We start from the raw sequence: 15,903 nt of genomic DNA on the forward strand, positions 1-15,903 counted from the left end.
CGAAATGCTGGTCGCGACAGTAGGGACGACCCCGTGTGAGTGTCAATGGGTCTACAAACAACGGTTCTGACGCGACGGCTGGGACGACCGGCGAGGCGCATGTGACGGGAGTGCGCGACGAGGGTCGCCGGGCTCTTCGACGGCGTGCACATGCCTCCCATGATGACACTCGGATGGCTCTTGACCAGCCCAAACGCCCTCAGTCCCGCAACCCTCGCCGCCCGTCGCGTTATTCAACCGTGACGACTTCTCTGACGCAGCCCTCTTGACCGCCATGAATTGTTAGCGCTCACAATGACGTCCGCATTCACCAGTCGGCCACGAGTCGGCCCCGACGGCATCCAAGGAGGTATGAGCGTCGTGTCAGCAGTGCTCCAACTCGCCTTCCCGCCCGGTGCCGTTGACCCTTCCGGAACTCCGGCCGGCCCTTCCCGGGCTTCGACATGACGCCGCCGGCGCCGAACCATCGGCCACCGGCGCGGGTCTTATCGGCAGACGACGGCCAGGGAGGTGTGGCTGTGACTCACCCGCAGCTTCGGCCGCCCACCATGGCCGACGTGGCACGCCAGGCCGGTGTGTCCCACCAGACCGTGTCCCGCGTGCTGGGGGACCACCCCAATGTGCGGGAGGAGACACGGGCCAAGGTGCTGCGTGCGATCGAGGAGATGGGCTACCGCCGCAACTCCTCGGCGCGGGCCCTGGCCACTCGCCGCACCCGGACCCTGGGTGTGGTCGCCTGCAACACCACGCTCTACGGACCCGCCAGTACGCTCTTCGCGCTGGAGGAGGCCGCCCGGGCCGAGGGATACCTCGTCTCGACGGTCACCCTGCGAAGGCTGACCGTGGAGACACTCTCCGAGGCCCTGGACCACCTCAGCGAAGGCGGAGTGGAGGGGGTGATCGCCATCGCCCCGCAGCGATCGGCGGTCGGCGCCCTCGCCGAACTCCGGCGCCCCTTCCCGGTGGTGGCCGTGGGCACCGGCTCCGGCGCGGAGATCCCCAGTGCCAACGTCGACCAGTACCTCGGCGCGCGGCTGGCCACCGGCCATCTGCTGGCCGCCGGCCACCGTACGGTCTGGCACCTCGCCGGACCCGAGGACTGGCAGGAGGCGAACGACCGGGTCGCCGGCTGGCGGGCCACCCTCGAAGAGGCCGGTGTGCAACCGCCGGCGCCGCTGAGGGGTGACTGGAGCCCGTTGTCGGGTTACCGTGCGGGCCAGGAACTGGCCGGCTGGGTGGGCCGGGGGCTGACCGCCGTCTTCGTGGCCAACGACCAGATGGCACTGGGGGTGTTGCGGGCCCTGCGGGAGGCGGGTGTGCGCACTCCCCAGGACGTGGCGGTGGTCGGCTTCGACGACATCCCGGAGTCGGAGTTCTTCGCTCCACCGCTCACCACCGTCCGCCAGGACTTCTCGGCGGTCGGCCAACGGGGTATCGCTCTGCTGCTGGACCTGATCGAGGGCCGGACCCCCTCGGGCTCGGACCGGATCGCCATCGAGCCCCAACTCGTCGTACGGGCCAGCACCTTCCCGTACAACCCTCAGCCGGGAACCGCTCCCGGCTGAGCCGCTCCTCACGTATCACCCGTTTGTCAGGCCCCACAGCACGACCGAAATCTCGAACAGTGATCGACAGGCTGGACGCAGTGCAGCCGGTCCCCATGAGTACCAGCGGGTCCCGCCCAGGGCCGGCTCTTCAAAGGAGAAGACACATGCTCAACAGACGGAACTTCCTCACCGCGGCGGTCGGCGTGGCGGCCACGGCCGGTCTGGCGGCCTGCGCCAAGGAGGACGGCGGCCCCTCCGGCTCCTCCTCCGGCGGCAGCAAGGCGATCACCCTCGGCTTCGCCCAGGTCGGCTCGGAGAGCGGCTGGCGCACCGCCAACACCGAGTCGGTGAAGTCGGCCGCCAAGGAGGCGGGCTACAAGCTGCAGTTCTCCGACGCGCAGCAGAAGCAGGAGAACCAGATCTCCGCGATCCGCAGCTTCATCGCGCAGAAGGTCGACGTCATCGCCTTCTCGCCGGTGGTCGTCACCGGCTGGGACGCCGTGCTCAAGGAGGCCCAGGCGGCGAAGATCCCGGTCGTCCTGACCGACCGGTCCGTCGAGAGCGACGAGTCCCTGTTCGTCACCCTGGTCGGCTCCGACTTCACCGACGAGGGCCGCCGCGCCGCCAGGATCCTGGAGAAGGTCCTGGAGAAGGCCGGCCACAAGGGCAAGGTGAAGATCGCCCAGCTGGAGGGCACCACCGGTGCCGCCCCCGCGATCGAGCGCGCCAAGGGCTTCAAGGAGGTCATGGACGCCGAGCACAAGGACGACTGGGAGATCGTCGCCAGCCAGACCGGTGACTTCACCCGGGCCGGCGGCAAGCAGGTCATGGCGGCCTTCCTGCAGTCCAACCCGGACATCAACGTCCTCTACGCGCACAACGACGACATGGGCCTCGGCGCCATCCAGGCCATCGAGGCGGCCGGCAAGAAGCCCGGCAAGGACATCCTCATCGTCACGGTCGACGGCGTGAAGGACGGCTTCATCGCCATGTCCGAAGGCAAGATCAACGCGATCGTCGAGTGCAACCCGCTGCTCGGCCCCCAGCTGATGGACGTCGTGAAGAAGGTCCACGCGGGCGAGAAGGTCGAGCGCTGGATCAAGACCGAGGAGAGCGACTTCATGCAGGACCAGGCCAAGGACGCCCTCCCCACCCGCAAGTACTGACCGACCGCACCCTTCGGCAGGGAGCCCCCGCACGACCGGTCTGCGGTCCTGTGCGCGACCGGTCTCCGGTCCCGCGCACGAACCGGTCTCAGGTCCGGTCCCGGGGCTCCCTGCGGGGTGAAACGAATCCATGCAGTCCATGAGGAGCGCTGCCATGCCAGAGCCGCGGCCCGTCCTGGAGATGACGGGCATAGTCAAGGAGTTTCCGGGGGTACGGGCTCTGTCGGGCGTCGACTTCCGGCTCTTCCCCGGCGAGATCCACGCCCTGATGGGCGAGAACGGCGCCGGGAAATCAACCTTGATCAAGGTGCTGACCGGGGTGTACACCCTGGACGGCGGAACCATCGACCTCGACGGGGAGTCCGTACACTTCGCCAGTCCCCTCCAGGCGCAGCAGGCCGGAATCAACACCGTCTACCAAGAGGTCAACCTCTGCCCCAACCTCTCGGTGGCGGAGAACATCCTCATCGGCCGCGAGCCCACCCGCTTCGGCCGCATCCAGTGGAAGCGGATGCGCAAGGAGGCCGCCGAGCTGGTCGACCGCCTCGGCCTCGACATCGACGTGACGGCCCCGCTGTCGTCGTACCCGCTGGCCGTGCAGCAACTGGTCGCGATCGTACGGTCGGTGAGCACCGGCGACGGCGAAGGCGCCGGCACGAAGGTGCTGGTCCTCGACGAGCCGACGTCCAGCCTCGACCGCGACGAGGTCCTCGAACTCTTCCGCCTCATGCGGCGGTTGAAGGACGAGGGCGTCGCGATCCTGTTCGTCTCCCACTTCCTCGACCAGATCTACGAGATCTGCGACCGCATGACCGTGCTGCGCAACGGCACGCTCGTCGGCGAACACCTGGTGAGCGAACTCGACCAGGTCGGACTGATCCAGCTGATGATCGGCAAGGAGCTGGACAAGCTGGAGCAACTGCACGAGCACCAACTGCGCGCGGACGTCGGCGAGACCCTGCTCCACGCGGACGGCCTCGGCCGCACCGGCGGCATCGACCCCTTCGATCTGGAGATCAAGAAGGGCGAGGTCGTGGGCCTCGCGGGCCTGCTCGGCTCGGGCCGCACGGAACTCGCCCGCCTCCTCTTCGGCGCCGACCAGCCCGACAGCGGCAAGGTCACCGTGGACGGCAGGCAGGTCCCGATGAACGCCCCCAACGACGCCATCGGCGCGGGCGTGGCGTTCTGCTCGGAGAACCGCAAGGCCGAGGGCCTGATCCCCGATCTGACGGTCCGGGAGAACATCATCCTGGCCCTCCAGGCGTCCCGCGGCTGGACCCGGCCCATCCCGGCCGCCCAGCGCGACGAACTCGTCGCCAAGTACATCAAGGCCCTCGATATCCGCCCCGCCAACCCCGAGGCCCGCGTCGGCCAGCTCAGCGGCGGCAACCAGCAGAAGGTGCTGCTCGCCCGCTGGCTGATCACCCAGCCCAGGCTGCTGATCCTCGACGAGCCGACCCGCGGTATCGACATCGGCGCCAAGGCGGAGATCCAGAAGCTGGTGGTGTCCCTCTCCGAGGACGGGATGTCGGTCCTCTACATCGCGGCCGAGCTGGAGGAGGTCCTCCGCCTCAGCCACACCATCGGCGTGCTGCGCGACCGCAAGCTGGTGGCCCGGCTGACCAACGGGCCGGAGATCACCACCAGCAAGATCCTGGAGACCATCGCGAGCGGAGAACACCAGTGAGCACCCCATCCGCAGCCCCGACGGCCAAGACAGCCACGCCGTCCCGTTGGCGAGCGCTGACGGCCCACCACCTGTTCTGGCCGGTGGCGGTCCTGGTGGCCCTGCTGCTCGTCAACGTCCCCTTCACCCCCGACTTCTTCTCGATCAAGATGACGGACGGCCACCTCTACGGCAGCCTCGTCTCGATCGTCCTGTTCGGCTCGCCCCTGATCCTGGTGGCGGTCGGTATGACCCTGGTCATCGCCACCGGCGGCATCGACCTCTCCGTCGGCGCGGTCGTCGCCATCACCGGCGCCCTGACCTGCTCGTACATCAGCGACCAGGCCGACCAGAACGCCCTGTCCGGAGTCTTCCTCGCCATCGGCCTCGGCCTGGTGGCCGCGGTGGTCTGCGGCCTGTGGAACGGCTTCCTGGTCGCCAGGATGGGCATTCAGCCCATCATCGCGACGCTCATCATCATGGTCGCGGGCCGAGGCGTCGCCCAGCTGATCACCGACGGCCAGATCATCACCATCAACAGCGAGCCGTACAAGCTGATCGGCGGCGGCTACTGGCTGACCCTGCCGTTCTCCATCTTCGTGGTGGCGGTCGTCGTGGCCGTCACCGTCGCCCTGACCCGCCGCACCGCCCTCGGCCTGCTGGTCGAGTCGGTCGGCGGCAACGCCGAGGCCAGCCGCCTCGTCGGCATCCGCTCCCGCCGCATCAAGATCATGGTCTATGTCTTCTGTGCCCTGTGCGCGGGCATCGCGGGCCTCATGATCAGCTCCAACACCTCGGCGGCGGACGGCAACAACGCCGGCCTGTGGATCGAGCTGGACGCGATCCTGGCCGTCGTCATCGGCGGCACCTCGCTGCTCGGCGGCCGCTTCTCGATCGGCGGCACGGTGATCGGGGCCCTGGTCATCCAGACCCTGACCACGACGATCTACACGATCGGCGTCCCGACCCAGACCAACCTGGTCTTCAAGGCCGTGGTCGTCATCGTCGTCTGCCTCCTGCAGTCCCCGAAGTTCCGCGCGAAGGTCTTCGGCACCAAGTTCGGCCCCAAGTCCGGTGCGAAGAACGGCGGTACGGCCGTCGCCGCGACGCCGGTGAAGACCGTCACGACCGCCGAGGCGGCCCCCAAGATGGAGGTGTCGTGATGAGCGCGACCACCCGGACCCCCATGGCACCGGACAGCCCTACGACGTCGAAGCTCACGCGGCTGCTGGGCGACCGGCGGCTGCCCGTCCTGGTGACCGCCACGCTCTTCCTCGCGATGTACATCGCGGGCCTGAGCCGCTACCAGAACTACGGCTTCGCCGAACCGCAGGTCTTCCTGAACCTGTTCATCGACAACGGCTACCTGCTGGTCGCCGCCGTCGGTGTCACCTTCGTCATCCTGTCCGGCGGCATCGACCTGTCCGTCGGCTCGCTGATCGGCTTCACGACGATGTTCACGGCCTGGCTGGTGGAGCGCCAGGGGGTGCCGCTGCCGCTCGCCGCCCTGCTCGCCCTGGGCGTCGGAGCGTTCGGCGGCTTCCTGATGGGCTATGTGATCCAGAACTTCGAGATCCAGCCGTTCATCGTGACCCTCGCCGGGCTCTTCCTCTTCCGCGGACTGTGCCTGGTCATCAGCAAGGAGTCGATCTCGATCAGTGACTCCTCGGTGAGCAGCCTGGCCCAGACGCGGGTGTCGCTGGGCCTGGGGGAGCTGTCGATCGGTGCGATCGCGGCCCTGGTCGTCATCGGCGTCGCGTTCTACGTGCTGCACTACACCCGCTTCGGACGCCGTGTGTACGCCATCGGCGGCAACGAGCAGTCGGCCATGCTGATGGGTCTTCCGCAGGGCGGCACCAAGATCGCCGTGTACACGGTGAGCGGCTTCTGCTCGGCCCTGGCCGGCCTGTTGTTCATGTTGTACATCCAGTCCGGTGACCCGCTGCACGCCGTCGGCATGGAACTCGACGCGATCGCCGCGACCGTCATCGGCGGCACTCTGCTGACGGGCGGCGCCGGCTATGTCATCGGCACCCTGTTCGGCGTCCTGGTCCTGGGCCTGATCAAGAGCATCATCCAGTTCGAGGGCACGCTCAGCTCGTGGTGGACGAAGATCGCCACCGGTGTGCTGCTCTGCGCGTTCATCCTGATCCAGCGCGTCATGACGACCCGTAAGAGGACCTGAGCCGCAAGGACGTCTGCGGGCCGGAGCGGTCCGTCCCCGTACGCGCTGGGACGGACCGCTCACCGATGACGCCGTAACGTCGTCGAGGAGTCGTGACCCTCGACTGGCCGCATCGGAACAGGAAGTTCATCACACAACATTCACAGCTCTGTCTAGGCGCGTGACCCGAACGGAACCTACTCTTCCCACGCCATGGATTACTGCCACCCGTGCCGCCGGCACCTGAATGGCGCCCTTGCCTGCCCGGGGTGCGGCGCCACCGCCGAAACACTCCGCGCGCACGCGGGCGCCCCGAGCGAGGCGTACCCGCAGCTGGCCGAGCGGGCTGTGGGTGCGCATGCCCAGGGCTCGTACGGGGGGTACGCCGGGCAGTACGGGAACGGCGAGTACGGAGGCGGCGAGTACGGGAGCGGCTACGCCGACGAGGGCTACGACGCCGGGGGCTACGACGCCGGTGGCTCCGAAGAGGCCGTGGACGCCGCCGAGGCGCCGGAGGATGCGCAGGTCGCGTCGGGCGTGTCGGCCGCGCCGGTCGGTGGGCGGGCCGCGCGGAGGGCGGCGCAGCGGCGTGGCCGGGGGCGGGGGCGCGGACACGACGAGGAAGACGAGTACGCCGAGTACGCCGAGTACGCCCACGAAGACGACGGTGACCTGGACGAGGAGCCCGAGCCCGGGGGCACGAGCCGTCGCGATCGCAAGGCCGCCGCGCACCGTCGCCGCCGTCGCCGGACCCTGCTGGTCGCCGCGGGGTTCGTGCTGGCCGCGGGTGGTCTGAGCCTCGCGGAGCTCGGCTTGGACGCGCCGGGCAGCAGCCCCAAGCCGGCGGCGGCCGGGGACGAGTCGGCGGAGGGCGGGGCGTCGGACGAGGTGTCCGCGTCCCCGGAGGCGACGGACGGTACGACGGGGACGGCCCCGGACTCGCCGTCGCCGGGTCCGTCGACCTCTCCCTCGGCTTCGAAGTCGCCGAAGGACGAGGACAAGAAGAAGGACGCGGACAAGAGCCCCGACGCGGACGACCCGTCGGCGACCGCGGGCGGCGGTGGTTCCGGTACGTCCACCACGGCACCCCCGCAGACCGCCGATCCGGAGACCCAGGCGCCGACGCAGGAACCGACCTCGTCCGCCCCGACCCCGGACCCGGAGCCGTCGGAGACGTGCACCCGGTTCCTGTGGTGGTGTGCGTGAGCCGTTCGCTTTAGCGAATCTCACCCCTGTGTCGACCCCACATCACCTGCTCCGGGTGATCCCTCCGGGGCGCGCGGCTGTGACCCTGCGGGCGTGGAGATCTGCGGGCATGGAGGCCTGCGGGTCTGCGGGCGAGGAGGTCCGGTCATGGCCACGACGCAGGACGGTCCGCTCTCCCCGGTGAAGGGCGGCGTGCTCTCCCCGGACGAGCGCGCGGTACTCGGCAAAGAGGCACGCGCGCGCGTGCCGCGCTCCGCCCATGCCGTGTACGAGCCCGACGAGAAACGGCCGGACCCCGTCGACATCATCGAGCGCCAGTCCGCCACCCGCGTACCCGAACTGGTCCCGGTCCGCTACGGCAGGATGCTCGAGTCGCCGTTCCGCTTCTACCGGGGAGCGGCGGCGATCATGGCGTCCGACCTCGGTGCCGGCGCGAACTCCGGGCTGTACGTCCAGTTGTGCGGAGACGCGCACCTGTTGAACTTCCGGCTCCTCGCCTCCCCGGAGCGCCATCTCGTCTTCGACATCAACGACTTCGACGAGACCCTGCCGGGCCCCTTCGAGTGGGACGTCAAGCGGCTCGCCGCGAGCCTGGTGATCGCCGGGCGGGCCAACGGGTTCCCGGCGAAGCGGTGCGACGCCCTCGTCCGGGCCGCGGTGGCGTCCTACCGCGAGCGGATGCGGGGGTTCGCCGGGCTGCGCACCCTCGACATCTGGTACGCGCGTGACGACTTCGACCAGATCGCCGCGCTCCTGCCGGAGCCGCCGGCCGAGGAGGACGAGCGGCGGGCCGCCCGGGCGGCGGCGAAGGCCCGCACGCGCACCGGTCTGCAGGCGGCCGCGAAGCTGACCCGGGTGGTGGACGGCGCACCCCGGATCATCTCGGATCCCCCGTTGATCACCCCTCTCACGGAGCTGCTGCCCGGCGCGCGGGGCGAGGCCCTGGCGCAGACCCTGCGGGACCTGATCTCCGACTACGCGTCCAGTCTGTCGCCGGAGCGCCGTCACCTGCTGGGCCGGTTCCATGTGGTCGACATGGCGCGCAAGGTCGTCGGGGTCGGCAGCGTCGGCACTCGCTGCTGGATCGTCCTGCTGCTGGGCCGCGACGACCAGGACCCGCTCCTGCTCCAGGCCAAGGAGGCGGGCGAGTCGGTCCTGGCCCCGTACTGCGGGGCGAGCCCGTACGAGAACCAGGGCGAGCGGGTGGTGGCCGGGCAGCGGCTCATGCAGGCGGCCAGTGACATCTTCCTCGGCTGGGAACACGTCACGGGCATCGACGGCCGCGAACGCGACTTCTACGTACGGCAGTTGCGCGACTGGAAGGGGATCGCCCGCCCCGAGACCATGGACGCCGGCACCCTGGCAGGGTTCGCCCGGCTGTGCGGCGCCTCACTGGCCCGGGCGCACGCACGCTCGGGCGACCCCATCGCCATCGCCGCCTACCTGGGCCGCGGTGACACCTTCGACCGGGCCCTGGCGGAGTTCGCGCGGTCCTACGCCGACCAGAACGAACGCGACCACCGGGCACTGGCCGAGGCGGCCGCCGAGGGCCGCGTCACGGCCCGGACCGACCTGACGGTGTGACGCGGGGCGGTTGCGGCACCTGTCGTCCATCGGCGACGAGCGGCGCCGGCGGGACGGAGGCGTCCTCACCCTCGGAGGGTGACGACGGGCGTGCCCCTCGTGGATCAGGCTCGGTGGTGTACGGCTGCGCGCCGCAGCCCCGTGAGGAAAGGAGCCGGCCATGGCCACCACCGCTACTCCCCGTCATCGAGAGGGGAAGCAGGTCGCTGCCACCGGCCTGACGCTGTTCGCCGGAGTGATGCTGTTCATCGCCGGGATCCTCGACGTCTTCCGGGGGATCATGGCGATCGCCGAGGACGACGTCTACGTCTCCACTCCCAACTACGTCTTCAAGTTCGACCTGACCAGCTGGGGCTGGATCCAGCTGCTGTTCGGGGCCATCGCCGTGGTCGTGAGCTTGGGCCTGTTCGCGGCGAAGACCTGGGCGAGGGTCGTCGGCGTCGGCATCGCGGCACTCCTGGTCATCGCCAACTTCCTGTCCATCCCGTACTACCCGGTCTGGTCGCTCACGCTGATCGCGCTGTACGCGTTCACCATCTGGGCGCTGTGCGTGGTGAAGCGGGAGCCGTACGGCGATTAGCCGAAGGTCGCTCGCCCGTATGGACCGGCTCGGCATGCCCTCGCGTCGGTGCGCGGACGCAATGGAGGGGAGGGAGGGGCCCCGGCCGACCTGGAGTCCGCATGAGCACCGCGCACCAGTCCTCCACGCCCGGAGGCATCGCCCGGGCCACGGCGTCCGCGGTGCTGATCGTGCTCGCGTGTGTCCTGGTGCCGGTCGCCCTGATCACGGTGTGGGTCCACGACATCGCGCTCGACACGGACCGGTATGTCGAGACGGTCGCCCCGCTGGCCACCGAGCCGGCCATCCAGGACGCGGCCGTCAACCGCATCTCGCAGGCCGTGGACGTCCGCATCGACGGCGACCAGGCCGCCGCGGAACTCGCCGACTGGCTGAAGTCCCAGGGCCTGCCACCCCGGGCCACCGCGGCCGTACGGGGGCTCGGGCCGCAGATCGACTCGGCCGTGGACGGCGCGGTGAACAGGGTCGTCACCCGGATCGTGCACAGCGACGCCTTCGCCACCACGTGGAAGAACGCCAACGAGCGGGCCCACAACGCCGTCGTGCACGCCCTCACCGGAGAGGGCCGGGGCGCCGTCGGCGTCGCGGGCGGCACGGTGACCCTCGACGTCGGCACGGTCGTCGAAGAGGTGAAACAGCAGCTCGTCGACGCGGGCCTGTCGCCCGCCGAGCACATCCCCGAGGTCGACAAGCAGCTCGTGCTGTTCCAGTCGGAGGAGCTGGAGAAGATCCGCGACGGCGCGGAACTGCTGGACGAGGTCGGCTACTGGCTGCCCGTCCTCACGGTGCTGATCGGCGCGGCCGGCGTGCTGCTGGCCCGCCGGCGGCGGCGCGTGCTCGCCCGCACCGCGCTCGGCGCCGCCTTCGCCTGCCTGGTGGTGGTCGTCGCCCTGGTCGTCGTACGCCGCTTCTACCTGGACCATCTCCCGGCCGCCGTACAGTCGGACGCGGCCGCGGCGGCCGTCTTCGACACGTTGCTGCGCTTCCTCAAGTACGCCCTGGTCACGACGATCGTCCTCGGGGTCGTGGTCGCGCTCGGCGCCTATCTGATCGGCCCCGGCCGGCTGCCCGTGGCGATCCGCCGCGGCTGCGACCGCACCGCCGACTCGGTGGCCTCCTGGGCCGACGGGCACGAGATCCGGGCCGGACGTGCGGGTGTGTGGGCCGAGACCCACCGGCGGTCGATCGCCCTGTCGGCCCTGGCGGTCCTGGCGTTCGTCTTCGCGGTGTGGAACCGCCCCACGCCACTCGGCGTCCTGGTGTTCGCGCTCGTCCTGCTCGCCGTCCTCGTGGTCCTGGCGCTGCTCGCGGCCGGCGGCCGGGTCGAATTGTCGCGGCCCACCCGTGAGGGGTGATGCCGCACGGACCGGCCCGGTGGATGGTGAAGGCCTCGGGACCCCCACGAGCCGCGCAGTCGTCGCGGCCGTCGGCCGGCGGAGGCGACCATGGACTATCCCCTGCTCGACGTCTTCCTGACCATGCTCTGGTTCTTCCTGTGGATCATGTGGTTCATGCTGCTGTTCCGGGTCGTGGGGGACGTCTTCCGGGACGACGCGCTCAGCGGCTGGGCGAAGGCCGGCTGGACGCTGACGGTGTGTGTGCTGCCGTTCCTCGGCGTCCTCACCTACCTGATCGTCCGGGGCCGCGGCATGGGCGAGCGCGAACTGCGCCGGGCCCAGGACAGCGAGCAGGCGTTCCGCGCCTACGTCCGGCAGGCCGCCGCCGAGGGCCCCGGGACGCAGGGCGCCAGGACACCGGGCGCCAAGGCCGACGAGCTGGGCAGGCTGGCCGCGCTGCACGACCGGGGAGCCATCACCGACGCCGAGTACGAGCAGGCCAAGTCCAAGGTCCTGACCTCCTGAGCTCCTGACGCGACGCGGATGCCGCTGTGGACGGTCTGAATGTGCTGCCACTGGCCGTGACCATGATGGTCGGCCCGCAGATCATGTCGGCCATCATCTTCGTCACGGCACCCCGGGCCGTCCGGGTGTCGCTCGGCTTCCTCATCGGCGTCGCCGTCGCCACGACGGTCGGTACCGCGATCGCCTTCGGCCTGGCCTCCTTGTTCGACCTCGGCGACCCCGAGGACTCCGGATCGAGCGGCAGGATCATCCAGTACGTACTGGTCGGGCTGCTCGCGGCGGGCGCGATCAAGAACTGGGTCCGGCGGGAGACCGTCCAGCCCCCGAAATGGCTGGGCACGCTCATGTCGGCGGATCCCAAACGGGCTCTCAAGGTCGGGCTGCTGGTCATCCTGCTGATGCCGTCGGACATCATCATCATGCTGACGGTGGGCACCCACCTGGCCCAGGCGGAGGCGAACTTCGCCGAGGCGCTGCCGTTCATCGCGGCGACGGTCCTCATCGCCGCGCTTCCGCTGCTGGCACTACTGCTGTTCCACCACCGGGCGACCGCCGCCATGCCGCAGGTGCGCGACTGGATGAACACCCACAGCTGGCTGATCAACATCGTGGTCTGCGTGATCTTCATCGTGCTGATCCTCGCCTGAGCAATGGAGGCAACAATGGACTACCCGCTCCTCAACGCGTTTCTGACCATGCTCTGGTTCTTCCTGTGGGTCATGTGGTTCGTGCTGCTCTTCCGGGTCATCGGGGACATCTTCCGGGACCACAGCATGGGAGGAGGGGCCAAGGCGGGCTGGACGGTCTTCGTCTGTGTGCTGCCGTATCTCGGCGTCTTCGTCTACCTGATCGCCCGCGGACGCGGCATGGGAGAACGAGACGTACGCCAGACGCAGCAGCAGGAGCAGGCGTTCCGCTCCTACGTCCGGGAGGCGGCCACGGAGGCCCCCGCGACCGGGACGGCTGCCCGGCCGACCCAGGCGGACGAGCTGACCAAGCTCGCCGGGCTGCACGACCACGGCGAGATCACCGATGACGAGTACGAGCGGGCCAAGGCGATCGTGCTCTCGGGCTGAGCCGTACGGTGGCGGCGGGCCGTGCCTCACTCCGGCTCGGGAAGCCGGCGGAACTCCAGGATGCGCAGGCCCAGCGACTGGAACCGCACCAGCAGGCCGTACAGCTGGGAGTCGTCCTTGACCTGGCCGTACAGCACGGTCTGGCGAGGGACGACGAAGCTGTCCAACTCGGGGAACGCCGTGGTCAGCTCGTCCGACATCTGCCCGTCGACGCGGATCTCGTAGCGCATGTCCTCATGCTGTGGGACCACGCGGCGGGCGGCATCACCCGGGCGAGGTGACACGTCAGAGCAGCCCCAGCTCGCGGGCCCGGCGGACCGCCTCGCCGCGCCGGGTGGCGGCCAGCTTGCGGTAGATGCTCTTGAGGTGGGTCTTCACCGTGTTGACCGACAGCTGCAGATCGGCGGCGATCTCCTCGGTGGACATCAGCTGGGCCAGCCGCTCCAGGACGTCCCGTTCCCGCGCGCTGAGCGGCTCGGGGCGAGGGCCGGCGTACCCGGTGTACTCCTCCCGCGACCACCCGTCGACCGGCCGCCGCGAGAGGGTGCCGGTCAGCCAGGCGTGCTGCCGGGCGAGGGCGGGCCGGTCGCGCAGCAGCTGCCGGACCCACGGCCCGGCCTCCAGGAACGGCCGGCGCAGATGATGCGGGCGGGCGGCCGTGAGGGCCTTCTGGAGCAGGCTCTCCGCTGCGGCGGAGTCGCCGAGCGCGTCGACGGCCCGCGCGCGGGTCAGCAGGCCCCACACATCGAGGACCGGTCCCCGGTTCCGGTGTTCGGGAAGGTCGTCGAGGATCCGCAGCGCCCGTTCGCCCTCACCCGCGGCCACCCGCGCCCAGGCCTCGGCCACCAGGCTCTCCGGGCAGCTGTGCCCGGGCCGCTCCTCGAAGACCTTCACCGCGGCCCGCGGATCGCCGTCGGCCAACCGCGCCGCGGCCGTGGCCATGGCGATGCGGTCGCTCACCCACGGCGAGGGCCCGGCGGCGACCAGCCGCTGCTCCGCCAGGTCGTCGAGGGCCAGGAGCGCCGCCCGGGCGTCCCCCCGCGCGCAGAGCAGCCGGGAGCGCAGGATCGCCAGTTCCACGGCCACGATCGGATCGCGGGCGGCGGCAGTGGTGCCGGCCGCCTGGTCGAGATGGCCCCGCGCGGCCGCCAGATCGTCCCGGTCGATCGCCACTGCGGCCAGCACCAGCTGGGCCATCCCGGTGCCCTCGGACACCGGCAGCCCCGAGTGCTCCGCCTCGGCGATCGCGCCCCGGGCGTGCGACTCGGCCTGGCCGGGACGGCCGTACAGGAAGTCGATCAGCGCCAGCCGGCTCAGCGCCTCGTGCCGGGGGAAGGCGGTCGAGGGGCCCTGGGCGGTCCGGACGGCGTCGGACAGCGTCGCGCGGGCGGCATCGAAGCGGCCAGCCCACAGCTGGGCCGAGCCGAGGTCGGTGAGCATGAGCGCGGTCAGCTCCGGAGACCGCTCCAGCCGGTCGGCGGGCAGGGCGCGCTCGGCGTCCGCGACGGCTCGTGCCGCCGTCTCGGCCAGGTCCGCCGAGCCCGCCACCCGCGCTGCCAGCACCCGCAGCACCGCACAGCTCAGCCGCACCGCCGCCGCGTCCCCGCCGTCCCCGCCCGGCAGGTTCTCCTCCGCCCGCCGCAGGTAGGCGACCCCCCGGTCGACGTCGTGATGGGCCAGCTCGCGCGCCGCGCGGACCAGGTCGGGGGCGGGCCCGGACGCCTCCGGCGCCATCCTGGCGAACAGGCCGTCCAGCCGCTCGGCGGCCAGCCCCGTCAGCAGCCGGCCGATCGCCAGCCGGTCGATGAACTCGGCGGCGGCCAGCTCCCAGTCACCGGCGTCCGCCGCGTGCGGCAGCGCCTCGTCCAGCAGGCCCGCCCGCAGCAGCCACCGGGCGGCCGTACGGTGCAGCTCCGGCTCCAGGCCGGGGTGGCGGACGCCCAGATGGACCCGCAGGATCTCGGCGAACAGCGGGTGCAGCCGGTACCACGAGTGCCCGATGGGCTCGACGAACGCGTTCGCCCGCTGCAGCTCCTCCAGGATCGGCTCCGCGTCGTCCCGCCCGGTGAGGGCGTTGGCCAGATCGGGGTGGGTCTCCTCCAGGATGCTGGTGCGCAGCAGCAGGTCCTGGGTCTCGGCGGGCTGGACGCGCAGCACCTCGCCCAGCAGGAAGTCGGCCACCGTGCTGTGCCCGGGCTCGAACTCCTTCAGGAAGCTGTCCGGATCACCGGCCCGGCGCGCGGCCAGGGTGCACAGCCGCAGCCCCGCCGCCCAGCCCCCGGTGCGTTCGGTCAGCACCCGCGCACCGTCGGCCGAGAGCGGCAGCCCGTGCCGGTCGACCAGCGCGGCCGTCTCCTCGGCGCGAAAGGCCAGGTCGTCGGCGCGGATGTCGACGAGTTCACCGGCGGCCCGATAGCGGTGCAGCGGCAGCAGCGGCTCGGTGCGGCTGACGATCACCAGGCGCAGTCCCTCGCCGGCGTGCCGCAGCACGAACTGGAGCCCTTCGGCCACCTCGGCACAGCCGGCCACCCGGTCGAACTCGTCCAGGACGAGGATCACCCGGGAGTCCCGCCCGTTCAGCCAGGCCGCGAGCCGGGCCAGCAGCGAGTGGTCCACCTCGCCGGGGCGGGCCGGACTGCCGATGTTCTCCGGCACGGCGATCCCGTGGTGCCCGAAGGCGTGCAGCACATACGCCCAGAAGACGCCGGGCGCGCAGTCCTCCGGCTCCACGGTCAGCCAGGCGACCTCCCCCGGCTCGCGGGCCCTGATCCAGTCGGCGACCAGCAGCGTCTTGCCCGCCCCCGCGGGACCGTTGACCAGCGTCAGGGGACTGAGCGCACCCTCGGTCAGCTGCTCGACGAGCCGCTCCCTGCGCACGAACGTCCCCGGCACGGCCGGAACCCTGAGCCGGGCGGCGAGCACCGGATCGCCGCCCGGAGTCACCGCCGTCACGCTGGGATCGCCGTGGCCCGCTCCGACGGAGTGCGACATCACGCCCATCACAGACCTCATGGGTGCCCGAGTGTGGGGGTCCGGGGGCCGCGCGGCGGTA

14 protein-coding genes are annotated in these 15,903 nt (G+C 70.8%); 12 read left to right on the plus strand and 2 right to left on the minus strand.

Going from position 1 to position 15,903, the window contains the following annotated elements:
* Window positions 1-518: 518 nt before the first annotated feature.
* The 12 genes from ACIBAG_RS10265 to ACIBAG_RS10320 all read left to right on the plus strand — a co-directional run bounded on the left by ACIBAG_RS10265 (window position 519) and on the right by ACIBAG_RS10320 (window position 12,851).
* On the plus strand, window positions 519-1,565 hold the full coding sequence (locus tag ACIBAG_RS10265; RefSeq protein WP_399103116.1) for a LacI family DNA-binding transcriptional regulator: 1,047 nt from the start codon (window positions 519-521) through the stop codon (window positions 1,563-1,565).
* A 146-nt stretch (window positions 1,566-1,711) separates the two neighbouring features.
* Window positions 1,712-2,713 carry an ABC transporter substrate-binding protein gene (locus ACIBAG_RS10270; protein ID WP_399103118.1) on the plus strand — a complete coding sequence of 334 codons (1,002 nt, stop codon included), beginning with the start codon at window positions 1,712-1,714 and terminating at the stop codon, window positions 2,711-2,713.
* Window positions 2,714-2,867: 154 nt separating this feature from the next.
* On the plus strand, window positions 2,868-4,400 hold the full coding sequence (locus ACIBAG_RS10275) for a sugar ABC transporter ATP-binding protein (RefSeq protein ID WP_399103120.1): 1,533 nt from the start codon (window positions 2,868-2,870) through the stop codon (window positions 4,398-4,400).
* A complete protein-coding gene (locus tag ACIBAG_RS10280) occupies window positions 4,397-5,542 on the plus strand; it encodes an ABC transporter permease (RefSeq protein WP_399103124.1) in 1,146 nt (381 codons plus the stop codon). The genes ACIBAG_RS10275 and ACIBAG_RS10280 overlap by 4 nt, the downstream gene beginning before the upstream one ends.
* Window positions 5,542-6,564, plus strand: a complete 1,023-nt coding sequence (yjfF, locus tag ACIBAG_RS10285; RefSeq protein WP_399103128.1) for a galactofuranose ABC transporter, permease protein YjfF — start codon at window positions 5,542-5,544, stop codon at window positions 6,562-6,564. The genes ACIBAG_RS10280 and yjfF overlap by 1 nt, the downstream gene beginning before the upstream one ends.
* Before the next feature lie 192 nt (window positions 6,565-6,756).
* Window positions 6,757-7,749, plus strand: a complete 993-nt coding sequence (locus tag ACIBAG_RS10290; RefSeq protein ID WP_399103131.1) for a hypothetical protein — start codon at window positions 6,757-6,759, stop codon at window positions 7,747-7,749.
* A gap of 147 nt (window positions 7,750-7,896) precedes the next feature.
* Window positions 7,897-9,333: a DUF2252 domain-containing protein gene (locus ACIBAG_RS10295; RefSeq protein WP_399103134.1), complete on the plus strand. Its 1,437-nt coding sequence runs from the start codon at window positions 7,897-7,899 to the stop codon at window positions 9,331-9,333.
* A gap of 160 nt (window positions 9,334-9,493) precedes the next feature.
* The gene (locus tag ACIBAG_RS10300) at window positions 9,494-9,913 is read left to right on the plus strand and encodes a hypothetical protein (RefSeq protein ID WP_399103136.1); all 420 of its coding nucleotides are present in this window, start codon (window positions 9,494-9,496) and stop codon (window positions 9,911-9,913) included.
* A 101-nt stretch (window positions 9,914-10,014) separates the two neighbouring features.
* Window positions 10,015-11,268 (plus strand): hypothetical protein, encoded by a 1,254-nt coding sequence (locus ACIBAG_RS10305; RefSeq protein ID WP_399103139.1) that lies wholly within the window; start codon window positions 10,015-10,017, stop codon window positions 11,266-11,268.
* A 90-nt stretch (window positions 11,269-11,358) separates the two neighbouring features.
* Entirely contained in the window at window positions 11,359-11,775 is a 417-nt protein-coding gene (locus ACIBAG_RS10310; RefSeq protein ID WP_399103142.1) for an SHOCT domain-containing protein, read from the plus strand.
* A 26-nt stretch (window positions 11,776-11,801) separates the two neighbouring features.
* Window positions 11,802-12,422, plus strand: coding sequence for a GAP family protein (locus ACIBAG_RS10315; RefSeq protein ID WP_399103144.1), 621 nt, complete (start codon window positions 11,802-11,804; stop codon window positions 12,420-12,422).
* A 15-nt stretch (window positions 12,423-12,437) separates the two neighbouring features.
* Window positions 12,438-12,851, plus strand: coding sequence for an SHOCT domain-containing protein (locus ACIBAG_RS10320; RefSeq protein WP_399103146.1), 414 nt, complete (start codon window positions 12,438-12,440; stop codon window positions 12,849-12,851).
* Between the two features lie 26 nt (window positions 12,852-12,877).
* Here ACIBAG_RS10320 and ACIBAG_RS10325 read toward each other — a convergent pair whose 3' ends face one another.
* The gene (locus ACIBAG_RS10325) at window positions 12,878-13,081 is read right to left on the minus strand and encodes a hypothetical protein (protein WP_399103149.1); all 204 of its coding nucleotides are present in this window, start codon (window positions 13,079-13,081) and stop codon (window positions 12,878-12,880) included.
* Between the two features lie 55 nt (window positions 13,082-13,136).
* A complete protein-coding gene (locus ACIBAG_RS10330) occupies window positions 13,137-15,863 on the minus strand; it encodes a LuxR C-terminal-related transcriptional regulator (RefSeq protein ID WP_399103150.1) in 2,727 nt (908 codons plus the stop codon).
* Between the last annotated feature and the right edge of the window lie 40 nt (window positions 15,864-15,903).

This window comes from Streptomyces sp. NPDC051243, assembly GCF_044455405.1.
Taxonomy (GTDB): Bacteria; Actinomycetota; Actinomycetes; order Streptomycetales; family Streptomycetaceae; genus Streptomyces.